Source organism: Stutzerimonas stutzeri, from assembly GCF_024448955.1.
GTDB classification, from domain to species: Bacteria; Pseudomonadota; Gammaproteobacteria; order Pseudomonadales; family Pseudomonadaceae; genus Stutzerimonas; species Stutzerimonas stutzeri_AQ.
In genome coordinates this window covers 80,141-98,186 of sequence record NZ_JAMOIH010000008.1, presented here as the reverse complement: position 1 = coordinate 98,186, position 18,046 = coordinate 80,141, and the positions used below count along the sequence as shown (strand labels likewise).

General features: G+C 59.7%; 13 protein-coding genes. 6 read left to right on the top strand and 7 right to left on the bottom strand.

Annotation, left to right across the window (positions count from 1 at the left end):
• On the top strand, window positions 1-1,869 hold the full coding sequence (locus tag NA645_RS10570; protein WP_256048760.1) for a sigma-54-dependent Fis family transcriptional regulator: 1,869 nt from the start codon (window positions 1-3) through the stop codon (window positions 1,867-1,869).
• A 381-nt stretch (window positions 1,870-2,250) separates the two neighbouring features.
• On the opposite strand, the gene cysS is transcribed toward NA645_RS10570, so the two are convergent.
• Window positions 2,251-3,636: a cysteine--tRNA ligase gene (cysS, locus tag NA645_RS10565; RefSeq protein ID WP_256048759.1), complete on the bottom strand. Its 1,386-nt coding sequence runs from the start codon at window positions 3,634-3,636 to the stop codon at window positions 2,251-2,253.
• A complete protein-coding gene (locus NA645_RS10560) occupies window positions 3,636-5,303 on the bottom strand; it encodes a glutamine--tRNA ligase/YqeY domain fusion protein (protein WP_256048758.1) in 1,668 nt (555 codons plus the stop codon). Before NA645_RS10560 ends, cysS begins: the two co-directional genes overlap by 1 nt.
• Before the next feature lie 191 nt (window positions 5,304-5,494).
• On the opposite strand from NA645_RS10560, the gene NA645_RS10555 reads away from it, so the two are divergent.
• Window positions 5,495-5,989 carry a peptidylprolyl isomerase gene (locus tag NA645_RS10555; protein ID WP_256048757.1) on the top strand — a complete coding sequence of 165 codons (495 nt, stop codon included), beginning with the start codon at window positions 5,495-5,497 and terminating at the stop codon, window positions 5,987-5,989.
• A gap of 6 nt (window positions 5,990-5,995) precedes the next feature.
• Window positions 5,996-6,718, top strand: a complete 723-nt coding sequence (gene lpxH, locus NA645_RS10550) for a UDP-2,3-diacylglucosamine diphosphatase (protein WP_256048756.1) — start codon at window positions 5,996-5,998, stop codon at window positions 6,716-6,718.
• A gap of 5 nt (window positions 6,719-6,723) precedes the next feature.
• Here the strand turns inward: lpxH and NA645_RS10545 are convergent, their stop codons facing one another.
• The gene (locus NA645_RS10545) at window positions 6,724-7,329 is read right to left on the bottom strand and encodes a tRNA-(ms[2]io[6]A)-hydroxylase (RefSeq protein ID WP_256048755.1); all 606 of its coding nucleotides are present in this window, start codon (window positions 7,327-7,329) and stop codon (window positions 6,724-6,726) included.
• A 177-nt stretch (window positions 7,330-7,506) separates the two neighbouring features.
• On the opposite strand from NA645_RS10545, the gene NA645_RS10540 reads away from it, so the two are divergent.
• Window positions 7,507-8,370: a universal stress protein gene (locus NA645_RS10540; RefSeq protein WP_256048754.1), complete on the top strand. Its 864-nt coding sequence runs from the start codon at window positions 7,507-7,509 to the stop codon at window positions 8,368-8,370.
• Between the two features lie 33 nt (window positions 8,371-8,403).
• On the opposite strand, the gene NA645_RS10535 is transcribed toward NA645_RS10540, so the two are convergent.
• On the bottom strand, window positions 8,404-8,871 hold the full coding sequence (locus tag NA645_RS10535) for a DUF1289 domain-containing protein (RefSeq protein ID WP_256048753.1): 468 nt from the start codon (window positions 8,869-8,871) through the stop codon (window positions 8,404-8,406).
• Window positions 8,872-9,274: 403 nt separating this feature from the next.
• Between NA645_RS10535 and acnB the strand changes: the two genes are divergently transcribed.
• A complete protein-coding gene (gene acnB / locus NA645_RS10530) occupies window positions 9,275-11,884 on the top strand; it encodes a bifunctional aconitate hydratase 2/2-methylisocitrate dehydratase (protein WP_256048752.1) in 2,610 nt (869 codons plus the stop codon).
• Between the two features lie 665 nt (window positions 11,885-12,549).
• On the opposite strand, the gene rraA is transcribed toward acnB, so the two are convergent.
• Complete coding sequence (gene rraA / locus NA645_RS10525) at window positions 12,550-13,038, bottom strand: ribonuclease E activity regulator RraA (RefSeq protein WP_256048751.1); 489 nt, start codon at window positions 13,036-13,038, stop codon at window positions 12,550-12,552.
• A 161-nt stretch (window positions 13,039-13,199) separates the two neighbouring features.
• Window positions 13,200-15,572, bottom strand: a complete 2,373-nt coding sequence (gene ppsA / locus NA645_RS10520) for a phosphoenolpyruvate synthase (RefSeq protein WP_256048750.1) — start codon at window positions 15,570-15,572, stop codon at window positions 13,200-13,202.
• Window positions 15,573-15,727: 155 nt separating this feature from the next.
• Between ppsA and ppsR the strand changes: the two genes are divergently transcribed.
• Window positions 15,728-16,546: a posphoenolpyruvate synthetase regulatory kinase/phosphorylase PpsR gene (ppsR, locus tag NA645_RS10515; RefSeq protein ID WP_131648912.1), complete on the top strand. Its 819-nt coding sequence runs from the start codon at window positions 15,728-15,730 to the stop codon at window positions 16,544-16,546.
• A 190-nt stretch (window positions 16,547-16,736) separates the two neighbouring features.
• Here the strand turns inward: ppsR and prpF are convergent, their stop codons facing one another.
• Window positions 16,737-17,924 carry a 2-methylaconitate cis-trans isomerase PrpF gene (prpF, locus tag NA645_RS10510; protein WP_256048749.1) on the bottom strand — a complete coding sequence of 396 codons (1,188 nt, stop codon included), beginning with the start codon at window positions 17,922-17,924 and terminating at the stop codon, window positions 16,737-16,739.
• Window positions 17,925-18,046: the final 122 nt, after the last annotated feature.

Below are 18,046 nucleotides of genomic sequence, written 5' to 3'. Positions count from 1 at the left end.
ATGGCCGACCCAGCCCAGTCCATCGCACACCAGACGCTGATCGAAGATTCCTGGAGCCGCTGCGAGCGCTACGGGCTGAATCCGCTCAGCACGCCAAGCTTCGGTCAGCCGGCCGCGCAGGAGGTGAGCGCCCTGTTGGAGCGCCAACGCAGCCTGGTGCAGACCACCCAGCGTGAAGTGCTCCCTTATTACGAGAATATCCTTTCGAATTCTAGCTGCCTGATCCTGCTGGCGGACAGCGGGGGTCAGTTACTGGAGTCGTGGGGCGATCGGCGCTTCGTCGAGCCGACCCAGCAACGCGGATTCAAACCTGGCGCCAGCTGGATGGAGCGCGACACGGGGACCAATGCGATCGGCACGGCGCTGGCCAGCGGACAGGCCGTGCATATCCAGCGCGACGAACACTTCCTCAAGGCCAACCGCTACCTGTCCGGTGCGGCTTCGCCGATTTTCGATGCTCAGCGCCAGCTGATCGCCGTGCTCGATGTGTCCAGCGACAGCTACCTTCCGCCATCGCACACGCTCGGCATGGTGAAGATGATGAGCCAGTCAGTTGAGAATCGGCTGATCCTCAATCTGTTCCACGACAATTACTTTCAGCTGACCTTCAATACCGGACAGGACAATCTCGACAGCCAGTGGGCCGGATTACTGATTTTCGATGAATCCGGGCTAATCGTGTCGGCCAACCGGCGCGCCGACAACCTGCTCGGCATGGCGCTGACGCGGACCCGTATCGACAGGCTATTCGACGTGCCGCTGTTGCAACTGATCAATCAACCGGAAGATCAGCCCCTGCTGCTGCGGGCCATGGGTCGCCACCGCTTCCATGGCATCGTTCGGCGCCCACAGAAACCATGCATCCAGCCGCGCGACTTCCGTACGACGTCGGGGCGGGAACGGCCGATCGATATAACTAGCATTGATCAGGGCGATCCGCAGGTGCACAAGGTGGTTCGCCAGGCGCAGCTCATGCTCGAAAAGGACGTTCCGATCCTGGTACAGGGAGAAACGGGTGTCGGCAAGGAAGTCCTAGTCAAAGCACTGCATGCAGCCAGCTCGCGAGCCGATGCGCCCTTGATCGCGGTGAACTGCGCCGCTATCCCCAACGAGCTGATCGAATCCGAACTCTTCGGTTACGAGAAAGGCGCCTTTACCGGCGCTCATCAGAAAGGCAGCCTCGGCCTGATTCGCAAGGCGGACCGAGGCGTGCTGTTTCTCGACGAGATCGGGGACATGCCGATGAGCCTGCAGGCGCGCCTGTTGCGCGTACTGCAGGATCGCAGCGTGCAACCGCTCGGCGGCGGAGAACCATTCCCGGTCGACTTTCGCCTGATCTGCGCGACGAACCGCTCGCTACGCCAGGACGTCGATAACGGTCGCTTTCGCCAGGACCTGTTCTACCGCGTCAGCGGCCTCAGCGTGGAGCTGCCGCCCTTGCGTGTTCGCCGCGACAAGCACGCGCTTTTCCAGCGAGTCTGGGAGCAGCATCGAGAACCCCGGCAATGGGCCGGATTGAGTACCGAAGTGCAGCGTTTGTTCGAACGCCACCCCTGGCCGGGAAATATTCGCCAACTGAGCAGTGTCATCCAAGTTGCCCTAGTACTGGCTGACGAACAGCCAATCCGCCCGGAGCATTTGCCTGACGACTTCTTCGTGGATCTTAACGAAAGCGCAGAAAGTCACGATAGAACAGAGCCGACCCACTCTATCGGCATGGCGCCTTCGCTTTCGTTACCCACGAACCAGCCGCTGCGCTTACAGTTCGAAGCCTGTCGCGGCAACGTTTCGCACCTCGCCCGGCATTTAGGCGTCAGCCGCAACACCCTCTACAAACGCTTACGCGCCGAGGGTCTTTATCCAGGTTAAGTTCGCTGCACAGCGCTTAAGCGTTTCAACGAACCGAATAGCGCCTGCCTTACGGGACGGGTAAAACGGTACGGCAGACGTAGGGTGGGCTTTAGCCCATCAATGTTCCAAGGCTCCGTCCTCGCTGCGGCGGGCTGAAGCCCACCCTACGTCGCTGAACTCGAAGCGGACAGGCAGACTGTAGGGAAGGCTTCAGCCCACCGGTGGTATCTGGACTATAGCGTAGGGCTGACGGCTCGCGAGGCTGAAGCGGACGCCGCTTGGCCCTACCGGTCGAACAGGGAACGGTAATGCAGCCCTGTTTATCCGCACCTGAGGAGCTTCCGTCGCTTACCGAAAACAAAAGAGGCCGCACGCGGCGGCCTCGATGGAGTGTGCAACTTATTCACTAAGACGCCAGGTGGTGCCGCCCTTGCCGTCTTCCAGCACCACGCCCATGGCCGTCAATTGATCGCGAATGCGGTCCGACTCGGCCCAGTTCTTCTCGGCGCGGGCGTTCAATCGTGCTGCGATCAAGACATCCACCTCGGCTGCATCAATCTTGCCGGCGGCCCCGGCCTGCAAGAAGGCCTCAGGCTCGAGTTGCAGCACGCCGAGTACGGAGGCCAGTTCCTGGAGGCGCGCAGCCAGCGAAGCAGCGGATTGCAAATCCGTGTCACGCAGGCGGTTGACCTCTCGGATCATCTCGAACAGCACAGAGCAGGCTTCCGGCGAGTTGAAGTCATCGTCCATCGCAGCGCCAAAGCGCTCGACGAACGCCTCGCCACCCGCGGGTGCCGCTTCGGGCAAGCCTTTCAGGCCGTTATAGAAACGTTCCAGCGCGCCCTTGGCTTCCTTGAGGCTGTCTTCGGAATAGTTGATCGGGCTGCGGTAGTGGCTGGAAACCAGCAGATAGCGCACCACTTCCGACTGATACTTTTCCAGCACTTCGCGAATGGTGAAGAAATTGCCCAGGGACTTGGACATCTTCTCGCCGTCCACCCGTACCGCACCGGCGTGCATCCAGGCGTTGGCGTAGAGCTTGCCGGACGCCGCCTCGCTCTGGGCGATTTCGTTTTCGTGGTGCGGGAAGACCAGGTCCGGGCCGCCGCCATGAATGTCGAAGGTCTCACCCAGGCAGCAGGTGGACATCACCGAACACTCGATGTGCCAGCCCGGACGGCCTCTGCCCCACGGCGAATCCCAGCTCGGCTCACCGGGCTTTGCGGCTTTCCAGAGCACAAAATCCAGCGGATCTTCCTTGGCTTCGTCGACCTCGATACGGGCACCGATCTTCAAATCCTCGATCTTGCGCCGCGAAAGCTTGCCGTAACCAACAAACTTACCGACCCGATAATAGACATCGCCATTACCTGGCGCGTAGGCGAAGCCCTTGTCGATCAGGGTCTGGATCATGCCGTGCATGCCGGCGATGTGCTCGGTGGCGCGCGGCTCAAGATCGGGGCGCAGTACATTGAGCCGAGCCTCGTCCTCATGCATCGCGGCGATCATACGACCGGTAAGCGCCTCGAAGCTTTCACCGTTTTCCTGAGCGCGACGGATGATCTTGTCGTCGATATCGGTGATGTTGCGCACATAGGTCAGCTCGTACCCGCGCTGGCGTAACCAACGCGCGACCACGTCGAAGGCCACCATTACCCGCGCATGGCCGATGTGACAGAAGTCATAGACCGTCATACCACAGACGTACATGCGTACCTGGTTATCGATCAGCGGTTTGAGCGGTTCCTTGGCCTTGGTCAGGGTGTTGTAGATCGACAGCGCCATTATTGCCCCCAGGAATCACGCAGGGTGACAGTCCGGTTGAACACCGGCTTGCCGGGCTGCGAATCCTTGAGATCAGCGACAAAGTAGCCTTCGCGCTCGAACTGGAAGCGCTCCTCCGGCTGCGCGTTGGCCAGGGACGGCTCGGCGCGGCAGCCTGTGAGTACCACCAGCGACTCGGAATTGATGTTGTCGAGGAAGCTGCCGCCCTGCTCGTCTTTCTCAGGGTTGGCGGAGCGGAACAGGCGGTCGTACAGGCGCACCTCGCACTCGACGCTTTCCGCTGCCGGTACCCAGTGGATCACGCCCTTGACCTTGCGGCCCTCGGGATTCTTGCCCAGGGTGTTCTCGTCGTAGGAGCAACGCAGCTCGACGATATTGCCCTGCTCATCCTTCACCGCCTCATCGGCACGGATTACGTAACTGCCGCGCAGACGCACCTCGCCACCAGGAATCAGGCGCTTGAAGCCGGCCGGCGGGACTTCTTCGAAGTCGCTGGCATCGATATAGATTTCGCGGGAGAACGGCAGCACGCGCACACCCATGTCCTGCTTGGGATGGCGCGGCAGTTCCAGGTTCTCGTCCTGGCCTTCTGGATAGTTAGTGATCAGTACCTTGAGCGGCTTGAGCACACACATTGCACGCGCCGCGTTGGCATCGAGGTCTTCACGGATAGCGAATTCCAGCATGCCGATGTCCACCACGCCGCCGGCGCGACTCACGCCGATCATGTCGCAGAAGTTGCGGATCGAGGCCGGCGTATAGCCGCGGCGACGAAAGCCCGACAGGGTCGACATACGCGGATCATCCCAGCCACTGACGTGCTTTTCGTCGACCAACTGCTTGAGCTTGCGCTTGCTGGTGATGGTGTAGTTCAGGTTGAGGCGGGCAAATTCGTACTGACGCGGCTGTGCCGGCACCGGCAGTTGTTCCAGGAACCATTCGTAGAGCGGACGATGGTCCTCGAACTCCAGGGTGCAGATCGAATGAGTGATGCCCTCGATGGCATCCGACTGGCCATGGGTGAAGTCATAGCTGGGGTAGATGCACCACTTGTCGCCGGTCTGGTGATGGTGGGCGTGACGGATGCGGTACAGGATCGGGTCGCGCAGGTTCATGTTCGGCGAGGCCATATCGATCTTCGCCCGCAGCGCGCGGGCGCCGTCGGGGAATTCGCCAGCCTTCATGCGTGCGAACAGATCGAGGTTCTCTTCGACGCTGCGCTCACGGAACGGACTGTTCTTACCCGGTTCGGTCAGGCTGCCGCGGTATTCGCGTGCCTGCTCGGACGTCAAGTCGCAGACGTAAGCCTTACCCGCCTCGATCAGATGGACGGCCCATGCATGCAACTGGTCGAAGTAATCCGAGGCGTAATGCTCCTCGCCGGCCCACTGGAAGCCCAGCCACTGCACGTCGCTCTTGATCGCGTCGATGTATTCCTGGTCTTCCTTGGCCGGGTTGGTGTCGTCGAAACGCAGGTTGCAGACGCCACCGAATTCCTGGGCCAGGCCGAAGTTCAGGCAGATCGACTTGGCATGGCCAATGTGCAGATAGCCGTTGGGCTCGGGCGGAAAGCGCGTAACAATGCTGGCGTGCTTGCCCGAGTCCAGGTCGGCCTGGACGATCGGGCGGAGAAAATTGGTGGCGGCGGTAGTCTCAGGCTTGCTCATGGTGTCCTTAACGATCTGCGAGTGCGCGGCTCAGGGTAGGCCGGCCAAATCAAAGCGCTTATCATAGCGGACCCGTCAACCCCCTGACAGAGCAAAGCGCCCGCCGTATTGCTCTGCAGCAGCGGTCCATTTCCATTGCCGCGCCGCCCTGCTATCGCGACGCGGTTTTCCTCTCCATAAGGATTGCTCCGATGATCAAGTTCCACACCAACCACGGCGTCATCACCGTCAAGCTGTACGAAGACAAAGCCCCGGAAACCACAGCCAACTTCAAGGAATACGTGAAGAGCGGTCACTACGACGGCACCATATTTCACCGCGTGATCAGCAATTTCATGATCCAAGGCGGCGGGTTCGAGCCGGGCATGAAGCAGAAAGCTACCCGCGCGCAGATCAAGAACGAAGCCAACAACGGGCTCTCCAACAAGGTCGGCACGTTGGCCATGGCGCGCACCATGGAGCCGCACTCGGCATCCGCCCAGTTCTTCATCAACGTCAAGGACAACGATTTCCTCGACCACACCGCGCCGACCGTCCAAGGCTGGGGCTACGCGGTGTTTGGTGAAGTGGTCGAAGGCATGGACGTGGTCGAGAAGATCAAGGGCGTGTCCACCACCATGAAGTCCGGACATCAGGACGTTCCGGTGGACGACGTGGTCATCGAGAAAGCCGAGATCGTCGAGTAAGCCTCGTTGATTCTGCTGATTTCAGATCTGCATCTCGAAGAAGAACGCCCGGACATTACCCGGGCGTTTCTTCGTTTTCTCGAGACACGGGCTATCAAGGCCGAAGCGTTCTATATCCTGGGCGATTTCTTTGAGGTCTGGGTTGGTGACGACGGTATGACGCCTTACCAGCACGAGATCGCCGCCGCCCTTCGCGTCCTGAGCGAAAGCGGGACGCGCATCTATCTCATGCACGGCAACCGCGATTTCATGATCGGCAAGGCGTTCTGTCGCGAGGCGGGCTGCACATTGCTACCTGATCCGCACGTTGCTGAGTTCGGCGGCCAACGGGTCTTACTGATGCACGGTGACACGCTCTGTACGCGCGATGAAGGCTACATGCGATTACGTCGATGGCTACGCAATCCCGTCAGCCTGTTCGTTCTTCACCACTTGCCGCTCGCCAAACGCCAGAAGCTGGCGCAAAAACTGCGATCAAGTAGCAAGGAAGAGACCCGTATGAAAGCCAGCCATATCGTTGACGTCACGCCTGGTGAAGTCGTTGATGTCATGCAGCGTCACGGCGTCCGGACCTTGATCCACGGTCATACTCATCGCCCTGCCAGCCACAGGCTTCAGGTCGCCGGCCAGCCCGCAATGCGCATCGTGCTGGGCGACTGGGATCGACAAGGGTGGGCGCTACAGATCGATGAATCAGGCGTTCATCAGGCGCCGTTCGAACTGAGCTGAGCCGCTCAGTCGGCGACCGGAACGCCGCTGTGGAAGCGAAACTCATTGTCTGCGCTTTCAATCAATTCACGCTCGCGCGCCCGCACTCGGACGATGGTAGCGTCGATATCAGCGGCGTCACCGTACAGATAAGCCAGCTTCAGATAATCCTGAAAATGCCGCGCTTCTGACTTGAGCAGGCCGTGATAGAACTTGCCGAGCTCCTCGTCCAGATGCGGCACCAGCATCGCGAAACGCTCGCACGAGCGAGCCTCGATGAACGCCCCGATCACCAGCGTATCGGTCAGTCGATAGGGCTCGTGATTGCGCACCAACTCGCGCAGACCCGCCGCATAGCGTGACGAGCCGATGTTTCGCAGACCAATGTCGCGCTTGCGAATAATGGAAAGCACCTGCTCGAAGTGCCGCAGCTCCTCTCTGGCAAGACGCGACATCTTGTTTTGCAGATCCGGTTTGTCGACGTACCTGAACATAAGCTGGAAAGCGGCACCGGCAGCCTTCTTCTCGCAGTTGCCGTGATCGATGAGCATCACGTCCTGGTTCTGCAGCGCAACCTCAACCCAAGCGGTCGGAGTGGCGCAGCCAAGAAATTCGTTCAATTCAGGGAGCATGGTGAGGTCTTGGTATTCGCGAAAGTGATGGATGCGGCGATCGACGTCAACGCTGCCGCTAGCGGCGCATTATACGAGGCCAACGCCGGACAGCCAGCGCCGCTTGATGTGGATCAGTAGCCGGCGCGCTTGCGTTGTCTATAGTGAGTTCAACCGATATTGGAAACGGAGCCGATCATGCAAGCCATACGCCGTATTCTTGTGATAATTGACCCGAAACTTCCTGAAAACCTGGCTTTGAAGCGGGCGCGCCTCATTTCCAGCGTCAGTCAATCGGAGCTGCATCTGCTCGTCTGCGATACCCGGCAGGATCACAACGCCTATCTCGCCAAGGTCCGCGCTGAACTGGAAGAGCACGGGCACACCGTCACTACCCAGCAAGCCTGGCATGACAACCTGCACCACACGATCGTCACGGTTCAACAAGCCGAGGGCTGCGGCCTGGTGATCAAGCAACACGTTGCCGATAACCCACTGAAGCGCGCCTTGCTGACGCCCGATGATTGGAAGCTGCTGCGCTATTGCCCCTGTCCCGTGCTGATGGTCAAGACCGAGGCGCCATGGACGGGCGGCAATATTCTCGCCGCGGTGGACGTCGGCAACGCTGACATCGAACACCGTACGCTTCACTCGAGCATCATCAATCATGGCTATCAAATCGCTGCGCTTGCCGACGGCAAATTGCATGTCATCAGCGCCCATCCTTCGCCGATGCTGTCGGCAGCCGATCCGGCCTTTCAACTGAAAGAAACTATCCAGGCGCGCTATCGCAGCGCCTGCAAGCAGTTCCAGGCCGACTACGACATTCCCGATGGCCAGCTGCATATCGAGGAAGGCCCTGCGGATGCGCTGATCCCGCGCGTCTGCCATCAACTTCAGGCCGTCGTGACGGTCATCGGCACGGTTGCCCGCACCGGTTTTTCCGGCGCGTTGATGGGCAATACCGCCGAGGTGGTACTCGATACGCTGGAAAGCGACGTGCTGGTTCTCAAACCGGAAGACATCATTGGCCACCTCGAGGACCTGGTAGCCCGTCGCTGAGTCAGACTCTCGGCTGCTTTTCCGTTGGAGGCCTCACTCAGCGGTATCGCTGAGGAACCGAGGCGCGATATAGCGCTGGTAATGCGCCTCGGAGAGCAGAAAAAACTCCCGATCGATGGCGTCGCGCAGCTCGGGAAGAGACCACTCGCGAAACTCCGGCAGCAACACGACTCCATAAGCATCGAGTTGCTGAATAACCCGTGCGCCCCGAGCAATAAGCTGATAAGCCCAACAATACGGTGACTGCTCCGCGACGAAGCGGATCTGCCGGCTTTCCAGCTGGCAGCGCAGTAAATCGGCATCGAAGATTTCAAGCTTGGCGGCCATCACTTGCGCCAGGAGCAGCTCCAAACGCCGCCAGACGGAGCGCTTGCTCTCCTCGTCATAGGCATTCCAACTCACCACCTCATGGTGGAAGCGCTTGCAGCCACGGCAGACGAGATCACCATAAACAGTGGAACAGAGGCCCACACAAGGGGTTTTAATGCGCTGATTGGACATAGCGAGGGTGAGTCGATGAACAGCGCCGCATCTTAGACTTTTGTCCAAGCCAGGTCACGAATGAATCCACTGCAGCGCCTCTTTTCTGGCCGTGCACCCCGCGCCGCCCGGCGTTCCAGCTGGCTTTCGCGAACGCTCGACAGAACCCTCAATATTCGGGCGCCATGGCGTTTCACTTAACTTTACGGGCCCTTTCCAGTAGAATCGCTCCGCCGTTTTCGGCGCCACAATCCGTACGAAGCTGTTTTCAAAGCGTCACGAGCACAGTTGAACCGGTCATTCGCCGGGTGCGCAGATCCCTCTCTCCTGCGCACCCGTCACGCCGCCGGCGTAAAACTTTGAAAACAGCTTCCGGATGCGCGTCCCGAGACACCCAAGGGACCAATGATGAGGGTATATAACTGTGCTTGAAGCCTATCGCAAACACGTAGAAGAGCGTGCCGCCCAGGGCGTCGTGCCCCAGCCGCTGAACGCCGAGCAGACCGCAGGCCTGGTCGAACTTCTGAAAAACCCGCCAGCCGGCGAAGAACAATTCCTCCTCGATCTGATCACCAACCGCGTCCCCGCGGGCGTGGACGAAGCAGCGTACGTCAAGGCCGGCTTCCTCGCGGCCATCGCCAAGGGCGAAACCACTTCCCCTCTGATCAGCAAACAGCACGCTGTCGAACTGCTGGGCACCATGCAAGGCGGTTATAACATCGTCACGCTGGTCGACCTGCTCGATGACGCCGAACTCTCCGACACCACCGCAGCGCAACTGAAGCACACCCTGCTGATGTTCGATGCCTTCCACGACGTCGCCGAGAAAGCCAAGGCTGGCAATGCCAACGCCAAGGCCGTAATGCAGTCCTGGGCCGAGGGCGAGTGGTTCAAGAATCGCGCTCCGGTTGCCGAAAAAGTTACCCTGACCGTATTCAAGGTCACTGGCGAAACCAACACTGACGACCTGTCGCCGGCACCTGACGCCTGGTCGCGCCCTGACATTCCACTGCACGCGCTGGCCATGCTGAAAATGGCTCGCGACGGAATCAACCCCGACGTTCCTGGTTCGGTTGGCCCGCTCAAGCAGATGGAAGAGCTGAAGACCAAAGGCTTCCCGGTCGCCTATGTCGGCGACGTAGTGGGCACCGGCTCCTCGCGCAAATCGGCCACCAATTCGGTGCTATGGTTCTTCGGCGACGACATTCCGAACGTACCGAACAAGCGTGCCGGTGGCTTCTGTTTCGGCACCAAGATCGCGCCTATCTTCTACAACACGATGGAAGACGCCGGCGCCCTGCCGATCGAGTTCGATTGCTCCGACCTGGCCATGGGCGACGTGATCGACGTCTATCCGTACAAAGGTGAAGTTCGCCGCCACGATAGCGATGAGCTGGTCACCACCTTCGAATTGAAGACCGACGTTCTGCTCGACGAAGTTCGCGCTGGCGGTCGTATTCCGCTGATCATCGGTCGCGGCCTGACCGAAAAGGCGCGTGCCGAATTGGGCATGGGTCCGACCGATCTGTTCAAGAAGCCTGAAGCCCCTGCCGAGAGCAGCAAGGGCTTTACGCTGGCACAGAAGATGGTCGGTCGCGCCTGCGGTCTGCCGGAAGGCAAAGGCGTCCGTCCGGGCACCTACTGCGAACCGAAGATGACTACAGTCGGCTCCCAGGACACCACTGGCCCGATGACGCGTGACGAGCTGAAAGACCTGGCTTGCCTGGGCTTCTCCGCTGATTTGGTCATGCAGTCCTTCTGCCACACCGCGGCCTATCCAAAGCCGATTGACGTCACCACTCACCACACCCTGCCGGACTTCATCATGACCCGCGGCGGTGTTTCCCTGCGTCCGGGTGACGGCATCATCCACAGCTGGCTGAACCGTATGCTGCTGCCGGATACCGTAGGTACCGGTGGTGACTCGCACACCCGCTTCCCGATGGGCATTTCCTTCCCGGCCGGCTCCGGCCTGGTCGCGTTCGCCGCTGCCACCGGCGTCATGCCGCTGGATATGCCGGAATCGGTCCTGGTTCGCTTCAAGGGCAAGATGCAGCCTGGCATCACCCTGCGCGATCTGGTTCACGCCATCCCCTACTACGCGATTCAGAAAGGCCTGCTGACCGTCGAGAAGAAGGGCAAGAAGAACATCTTCTCTGGCCGCATCCTCGAAATCGAAGGCCTGAACGATCTGACCGTCGAGCAAGCGTTCGAGCTGTCCGACGCCTCCGCCGAACGCTCCGCCGCTGGTTGCACCATCAAGCTGCCGGAAGCCGCGATCGCTGAGTACCTGCAGTCCAACATTACCCTGCTGCGCTGGATGATCAGCGAGGGCTACGGTGATGCGCGTACCCTGGAGCGCCGCGCACAAGCCATGGAAGCCTGGCTGGCCAAGCCGCAATTGCTGGCTGCCGATGCTGACGCTGAATACGCTGAAGTTATCGAAATCGATCTGTCCGAAGTCACCGAGCCGGTTCTCTGCGCTCCGAACGACCCGGACGATGCCCGCCTGCTTTCCAGCGTACAGGGCGAGAAGATCGATGAAGTGTTCATCGGTTCGTGCATGACCAACATCGGCCACTTCCGCGCTGCCGGCAAGCTGCTGGACAAGGTCGAGGGCTCGCTGCCGACTCGTCTGTGGCTGTCGCCGCCGACCAAGATGGACCAGCATCAGCTGACCGAGGAAGGCTATTACGGCATCTACGGCCGCGCCGGTGCGCGTCTGGAAATGCCGGGCTGCTCACTGTGCATGGGCAACCAGGCACGGGTAGAAACCGGCTCGACGGTGGTATCCACCTCGACTCGTAACTTCCCCAACCGCCTGGGCGATGCGACCAATGTGTACCTGGCCTCTGCCGAACTGGCAGCGGTCGCCTCGATTCTCGGTCGCCTGCCGTCTGTCGAGGAATATATGGTCTACGCGGCGCAGATCGACACCATGGCAGCGGACGTCTATCGCTACCTGAGCTTCGATCAGATCGCTGAGTTCCGCGAGTCTGCGGCCAAGGCGAAGATTGACGTAGTCGCCGTCTAACGCTGTAGGTAACCAAGAAAAGCCCGCCTCGGCCAAATGCTTGTTTCACTCACGCATTAGCCTAGCCGGGCTCTTCGGAAGATCCGATGCCAAGCGTTTGGCATCGGATTTTTTTATGCCTTCCAAACGGCAACTGTCCTGCCCGACTTCGATACCAGTCCGGCTTCCTGGTCAAAGCTTTTTCCGGTTAGTTGAATCCGCGCTACGCCGCTAGCTCAGGTGCCCATGCTAGAGCAGCGTCGTCTGACCCAAATACTCATAGCTTCGTTTTGGGACAGACCCGTGCGGGTAGCGACGTGCCTGAATAGGTGTGCCAAGGACTAGCGTCGAATTACTTGACAGCTAAAGTGGCGTCTCTGAAGGTCGCAAGCATCTTGGTCGCCGACCCGTTGGAATGGTTCTCTGCACTTAGAGAGACGATATGACGGCGATGCTGGCAGGTCTGCAGGTCCTGCGGCGAAGGCTGGCTGCTAAGCCTGACTAGCGCAGGTGAGAACCGGAACAGCCTGTTTCCGGCTCGACGAAACCTTGTCAGCGAGAGGGGATTCGCTACGGCTAGCGGTTTGCTGACAAGAATCGGATGGCTGGTTTCACCGCCCACGATCCTCAAGACCGGGACGGTGGGTTCTCAAGACCTGTCCGAACATTACGACCAGACGCTCAGCTCAGCCGGGCATCTTCAGCGCTTCAGGCGAGACCACAATGCCGTTGTTGTCCGCATAGAGGTATTCACCAGGACGAAAGGTCACGCCGCAGAAGGTCACTGGGATGTTCAATTCGCCGACGCCACGCTTATTACTCTTCAACGGGTGACTGGCCAGGGCCTGCACACCGAGATCAGTTTGCGCGACGATATCCACGTCGCGAATGCAACCGTAGACGATCAAGCCCTGCCAGCCATTACGCGACGCCTTCTCAGCGAGCATGTCACCCAGCAAGGCGCAACGCAGCGAGCCACCACCATCGACCACCATCACTTTGCCGGTACCGTCGAGCTCAACCTGTTCCTTGACCAACGAGTTGTCCTCGAAGCACTTGACCGTGACGATCTCGCCGCCAAAGGAGTCGCGACCACCGAAGTTGCTGAAGATCGGCTCTACCACCTGAATCAAGTCAGGGTAGGCATCGCATAGATCAGGCGTGACATATTGCATGGGAATCTCCTTCACCTTTGAAACCATCTTGGTTTAGTCGGCGTTCCACTCCCTCGTGAACTAGCGAAGCGGACCAAGCAAAACCGCGATTCAACAAGCCGCCAAAATAAGTATTGCGCATAGAAAAGGGCGGAATATCCGCCCTTTCGTTCCAGCCCCTATCAGTCGATTTCGGCATCGGCCAGGAAGAACCAGGTGTCCAGCACGGAGTCCGGATTCAGGGATACGCTTTCGATGCCCTGTTCCATCAGCCACTTGGCCAGATCTGGATGATCCGATGGGCCCTGCCCGCAGATTCCGATGTATTTGCCCGCCTTGTTGCACGCCTGAATGGCGCTGGCCAGCAACTTCTTCACGGCAGGATTACGCTCGTCGAACAGATGAGCGATGATGCCGGAGTCACGATCAAGACCGAGCGCGAGCTGGGTCATGTCATTGGAGCCGATGGAGAAACCATCGAAGAACTCCAGGAACTCGTCGGCCAACAGCGCGTTGGAAGGCAGTTCGCACATCATGATGATGCGCAGGCCATTCTCACCGCGCTTGAGGCCGAACTGGCCGAGAATGTCGATGACCTGCGAGGCCTCGCCAAGCGTGCGCACGAAAGGCACCATCAGCTCGACATTGGTCAGCCCCATGACGTCGCGGACCTTCTTCATCGCCCGGCATTCGAGCTCGAAGCAGTCGCGGAAGGATTCGCTGATGTAGCGCGACGCGCCACGGAAGCCGAGCATCGGGTTCTCTTCTTCCGGCTCGTAAAGCTTACCGCCGATCAGGTTGGCGTATTCGTTGGACTTGAAGTCCGACAGCCGCACGATGACTTTCTTCGGCCAGAACGCAGCGGCCAGCGTACTCACGCCTTCGACCAACTTCTCCACATAGAAATCGACCGGATCGCCATAACCGGCGATGCGCTTCTCGACGCTACTCTTCACATCCGCCGGCAGGCCGTCGAAATTCAGCAGCGCTTTGGGGTGCACACCGATCATGCGGTTGATTATGAATTCCAGGCGAGCCAGGCCCACGCCCTCGTTCGGCAGCTGGGCGAAGTCAAATGCACGGTCCGGGTTGCCGACGTTCATCATAATCTTGAACGGCAGTTCAGGCATGGCGTCGATGGAGTTCTGACGGATATCGAAGCCCAGCTCGCCCTCGAAGATCAGACCAGTGTCGCCTTCGGCGCAAGTGACGGTGACGCGCTGACCATCCTTCAACAACTCAGTAGCGTTACCACAACCCACAACGGCCGGGATGCCCAGCTCACGCGCAATGATCGCCGCGTGGCAGGTGCGGCCGCCGCGGTTGGTGACAATGGCGCTGGCGCGCTTCATTACTGGTTCCCAGTCCGGATCGGTCATATCCGACACCAGCACGTCGCCCGGCTGGACCTTGTCCATTTCCGAGACGTCGCGAATGATCTTCACCGGGCCTGCGCCAATACGCTGGCCGATGGCGCGACCTTCGACCAGTACAGTGCCTTTCTCCTTGAGCAGGTAACGCTCCATGACGTTGGCGCTGGTGCGGCTTTTAACGGTTTCAGGGCGCGCCTGGACGATGTACAGCTGACCATCATCGCCGTCTTTGGCCCACTCGATATCCATCGGGCGGCCGTAGTGTTTCTCGATGATCATCGCCTGCCGGGCCAGATTGCTGACTTCTTCATCGGTGAGGCAGAAACGCATGCGTTCGGCCTGATCGACATCGACCGTCTTAACCGATTTGCCGGCGCTGGCTTCTTCGCCGTAGATCATCTTGATCGCCTTGCTGCCCAGGTTGCGGCGCAAGATTGCGGGGCGGCCCGCTTCAAGGGTGTGCTTGTGTACGTAGAACTCGTCGGGGTTGACCGCGCCCTGCACGACGGTCTCGCCCAGGCCATAGGCGCCAGTGATGAAGACCACATCGCGGAAGCCGGACTCCGTGTCCAGCGTGAACATCACGCCAGCAGTGCCGGTTTCGGAGCGCACCATGCGCTGCACGCCGGCGGACAGGGCGACCAGCTTGTGATCAAAGCCCTGGTGCACGCGATAGGCAATGGCACGGTCGTTGAACAGGGAGGCGAACACTTCCTTGGCAGCGCGGATCACGTTATCCACGCCACGAATATTGAGGAAGGTTTCCTGCTGACCGGCGAAAGATGCATCGGGCAAGTCTTCTGCAGTTGCCGAAGAGCGCACCGCAACCGCCAGGTTGTCGTTACCGGCGGACATCTCGGCGAAGGCTGCGCGGATATCGGCATCCAGCTGCTGAGGGAATTCAGCCTCCATGACCCAGCCGCGAATTTGCGCACCGGCCTTGGCCAATGCATTCACGTCGTCTACGTCCAGCGCATCGAGCAGCGCATGGATCTGCTCGTTCAGGCCGCTGAGTTCCATGAAGTCACGATAGGCCTGTGCCGTAGTGGCGAAACCACCAGGTACCGAAACGCCCGCGCCAGCAAGGTTGCTGATCATCTCGCCCAGGGAGGCGTTCTTGCCCCCTACACGCTCAACGTCATGATTGCCGAGCTTATCGAGGGAAACTACGTACTCTACCAAGGTGCTCTCTCCACATTGTGTTGGAAACTCGGTCGGCTCCATCCGCGATCCGGTGGCCTGCCCCTGCAAAATGGGTGACAATGCCCGCCACTTGTGGCTCGGCGAAGGGGGCTACTATAGCTGAGAACCGTTCTTGACTTAAGGCCCCAGGTGCAATGAAACGAACTGCATTTTTCATATCCGACGGTACCGGCATCACGGCCGAGACACTTGGCCAGAGCCTGTTGGCACAGTTCGAAAACATCAGCTTCACCAAGCTGACTCGGCCATACATAGATACCGCCGACAAAGCGCGGCTGATGGTACAGCAAATCAATAAAGCGGCGGAAAGCGACGGCGCGCGCCCGATCATATTCGATACGCTGGTGAACCAGGAGATTCGCGACATCCTGGCCGAGTCCAATGGCTTCATGATCGACATCTTTTCGTCTTTCCTTGCTCCGCTGGAACATGAACTGATGTCACGTTCCTCCTATTCGGTCGGCAAATCCCATTCGATCAGCCATAACGCCAACTACATGGAGCGAATCGACGCGGTCAATTTCGCTCTCGATAACGATGACGGCGCCCGCACCCATTACTACGACAAAGCGGACCTGATTCTGGTCGGTGTCTCCAGGTGCGGCAAAACGCCCACCTGCCTGTATATGGCAATGCAGTACGGCATCCGGGCAGCCAACTATCCGCTGACCGAAGACGACATGGAGCGCCTGCAACTACCGACCGCTTTGAAAACTCACCGGGACAAGCTTTTCGGCCTGACCATCGACCCGGACCGCCTCACCGCTATTCGCAACGAGCGCAAACCCAATAGCCGCTACGCGAGTTTCGCTCAGTGCGAATTCGAAGTACGCGAGGTGGAAAACCTGTTCCGCCGCGAGAACATCAATTACATCAATTCCACGCATTTCTCCGTCGAAGAAATTTCCGCCAAGATCCTCGTGGAAAAAGGCGTCGAGCGCAGACTGAAATAAGCACCGCTTCGCTAGACAACAAAAAGCCCGATAGGTGCAACCGATAGCGGTTTTTTGAGCGACTTCTGGAAGCAGAAAACAGGATTGGTGGAGAACGCGAAGCTAGCCCCTCTCTTTCATCCCGCCGAGGCTCGCACGGACAGCCTGCCTCGGCGATGTACTTTCGGCTTTCTCGCCAAAGTGGCTCGGCTCAGAAGCAGTCGCCCGGTACGCGTACCCAACCCTCCATCAGGATGCGAGCGCTGCGGCTCATGATTGCTTTGGTCACGGTCCATTGACCATCTACCTGCTTCGCCTCAGCGCCGACCTTCAGGGTGCCGGACGGATGGCCGAAGCGCACCGCCTGGCGCTCACCGCCCCCCGCCGCCATGTTAACCAAGGTGCCTGGTACCGCTGCCGCCGTGCCGATCGCGACCGCGCAGGTGCCCATCATCGCGTGGTGCAGCTTGCCCATGGACAACGCACGGACCAGCAGATCCACTTCGCCGGCCTCGATAGTTTTGCCGCTGGAAGCCACGTACGTGTTCGGCTTGGAGACGAAGGCGACCTTCGGCGTGTGCTGGCGGGTCAAGGCTTGCTCAGCCGTCTGGATCAGCCCCATACGCAAAGCGCCTGCCACACGGATGGCCTCCAGACGCGCCAGCGCTTCGGGATTGGTGTTGATCTCTTCGCGCAGCTCTGTGCCCTGATAGCCAATGTCCTTAGCATTGACGAACACGGTGGGGATGCCAGCGCTAATCATGGTCGCCTTCAACGCGCCGATGCCTGGCACCTCTAGATCGTCGATCAGGTTGCCGGTGGGGAACATCGAGCCGCCCTCATCGCTATCATCGGACGGGTCGAGGAATTCGAGCACGATTTCCGCCGCCGGGAAAGTCACCCCGTCCAGCTCGAAATCGCCGGTTTCCTGCACCTGGCCATTGCTGACCGGCACATGGGCGACGATGGTCTTCTGGATATTGGCCTGGAAGATGCGAACCACGCAGGTGCCGTTCTCGGGAATGCGCGTCGGATCGATCAGTCCGGCATGAATGGCGAAGGCGCCGGCACCAGTAGACAGATTGCCGCAGTTACCACTCCAATCGACGAACGCCTTGTCGATGGAAACCTGGCCGTAAAGGTAATCCACGTCGTGATCGGGCTGGTTGCTCTTCGAGAGGATCACGCACTTGCTGGTGCTGGAGGTGGCGCCGCCCATGCCGTCGATATGCGCGGCATAAGGGTCTGGGCCGCCGATCACGCGCATGAACAGCTTGTCTCGGGCTGCGCCTGGAACCTGGCAGCGCTCGGGAAGGTCCTGCAGGCGGAAGAACACGCCCTTGCTGGTGCCGCCACGCATATAGGTAGCGGGAATCTTGATTTGGGGTGCATGAGCCATAAAGAGTCCTCATGAAACGTTGCCGCCAGACGGCGGCAACGGGAATGGAGTGCAGATACGGGTGGATGTTGCTTCTGATACCTACCCCGACACTGCTCGGTGGTCGCCACCCGGTGGATCGC

Bases quoted from the DNA above. Each gene is read 5' to 3' on its own strand.
- prpF (WP_256048749.1), bottom strand. From the start codon at position 17,924: ATGGCTCATGCACCCCAAATCAAGATTCCCGCTACCTATATGCGTGGC.
- NA645_RS10540 (WP_256048754.1), top strand. From the start codon at position 7,507: ATGCAAGCCATACGCCGTATTCTTGTGATAATTGACCCGAAACTTCCT.
- NA645_RS10560 (WP_256048758.1), bottom strand. From the start codon at position 5,303: ATGAGCAAGCCTGAGACTACCGCCGCCACCAATTTTCTCCGCCCGATC.
- NA645_RS10545 (WP_256048755.1), bottom strand. From the start codon at position 7,329: ATGCTCCCTGAATTGAACGAATTTCTTGGCTGCGCCACTCCGACCGCT.
- NA645_RS10570 (WP_256048760.1), top strand. From the start codon at position 1: ATGGCCGACCCAGCCCAGTCCATCGCACACCAGACGCTGATCGAAGAT.
- rraA (WP_256048751.1), bottom strand. From the start codon at position 13,038: ATGCAATATGTCACGCCTGATCTATGCGATGCCTACCCTGACTTGATT.
- NA645_RS10555 (WP_256048757.1), top strand. From the start codon at position 5,495: ATGATCAAGTTCCACACCAACCACGGCGTCATCACCGTCAAGCTGTAC.
- ppsR (WP_131648912.1), top strand. From the start codon at position 15,728: ATGAAACGAACTGCATTTTTCATATCCGACGGTACCGGCATCACGGCC.
- NA645_RS10535 (WP_256048753.1), bottom strand. From the start codon at position 8,871: ATGTCCAATCAGCGCATTAAAACCCCTTGTGTGGGCCTCTGTTCCACT.
- cysS (WP_256048759.1), bottom strand. From the start codon at position 3,636: ATGGCGCTGTCGATCTACAACACCCTGACCAAGGCCAAGGAACCGCTC.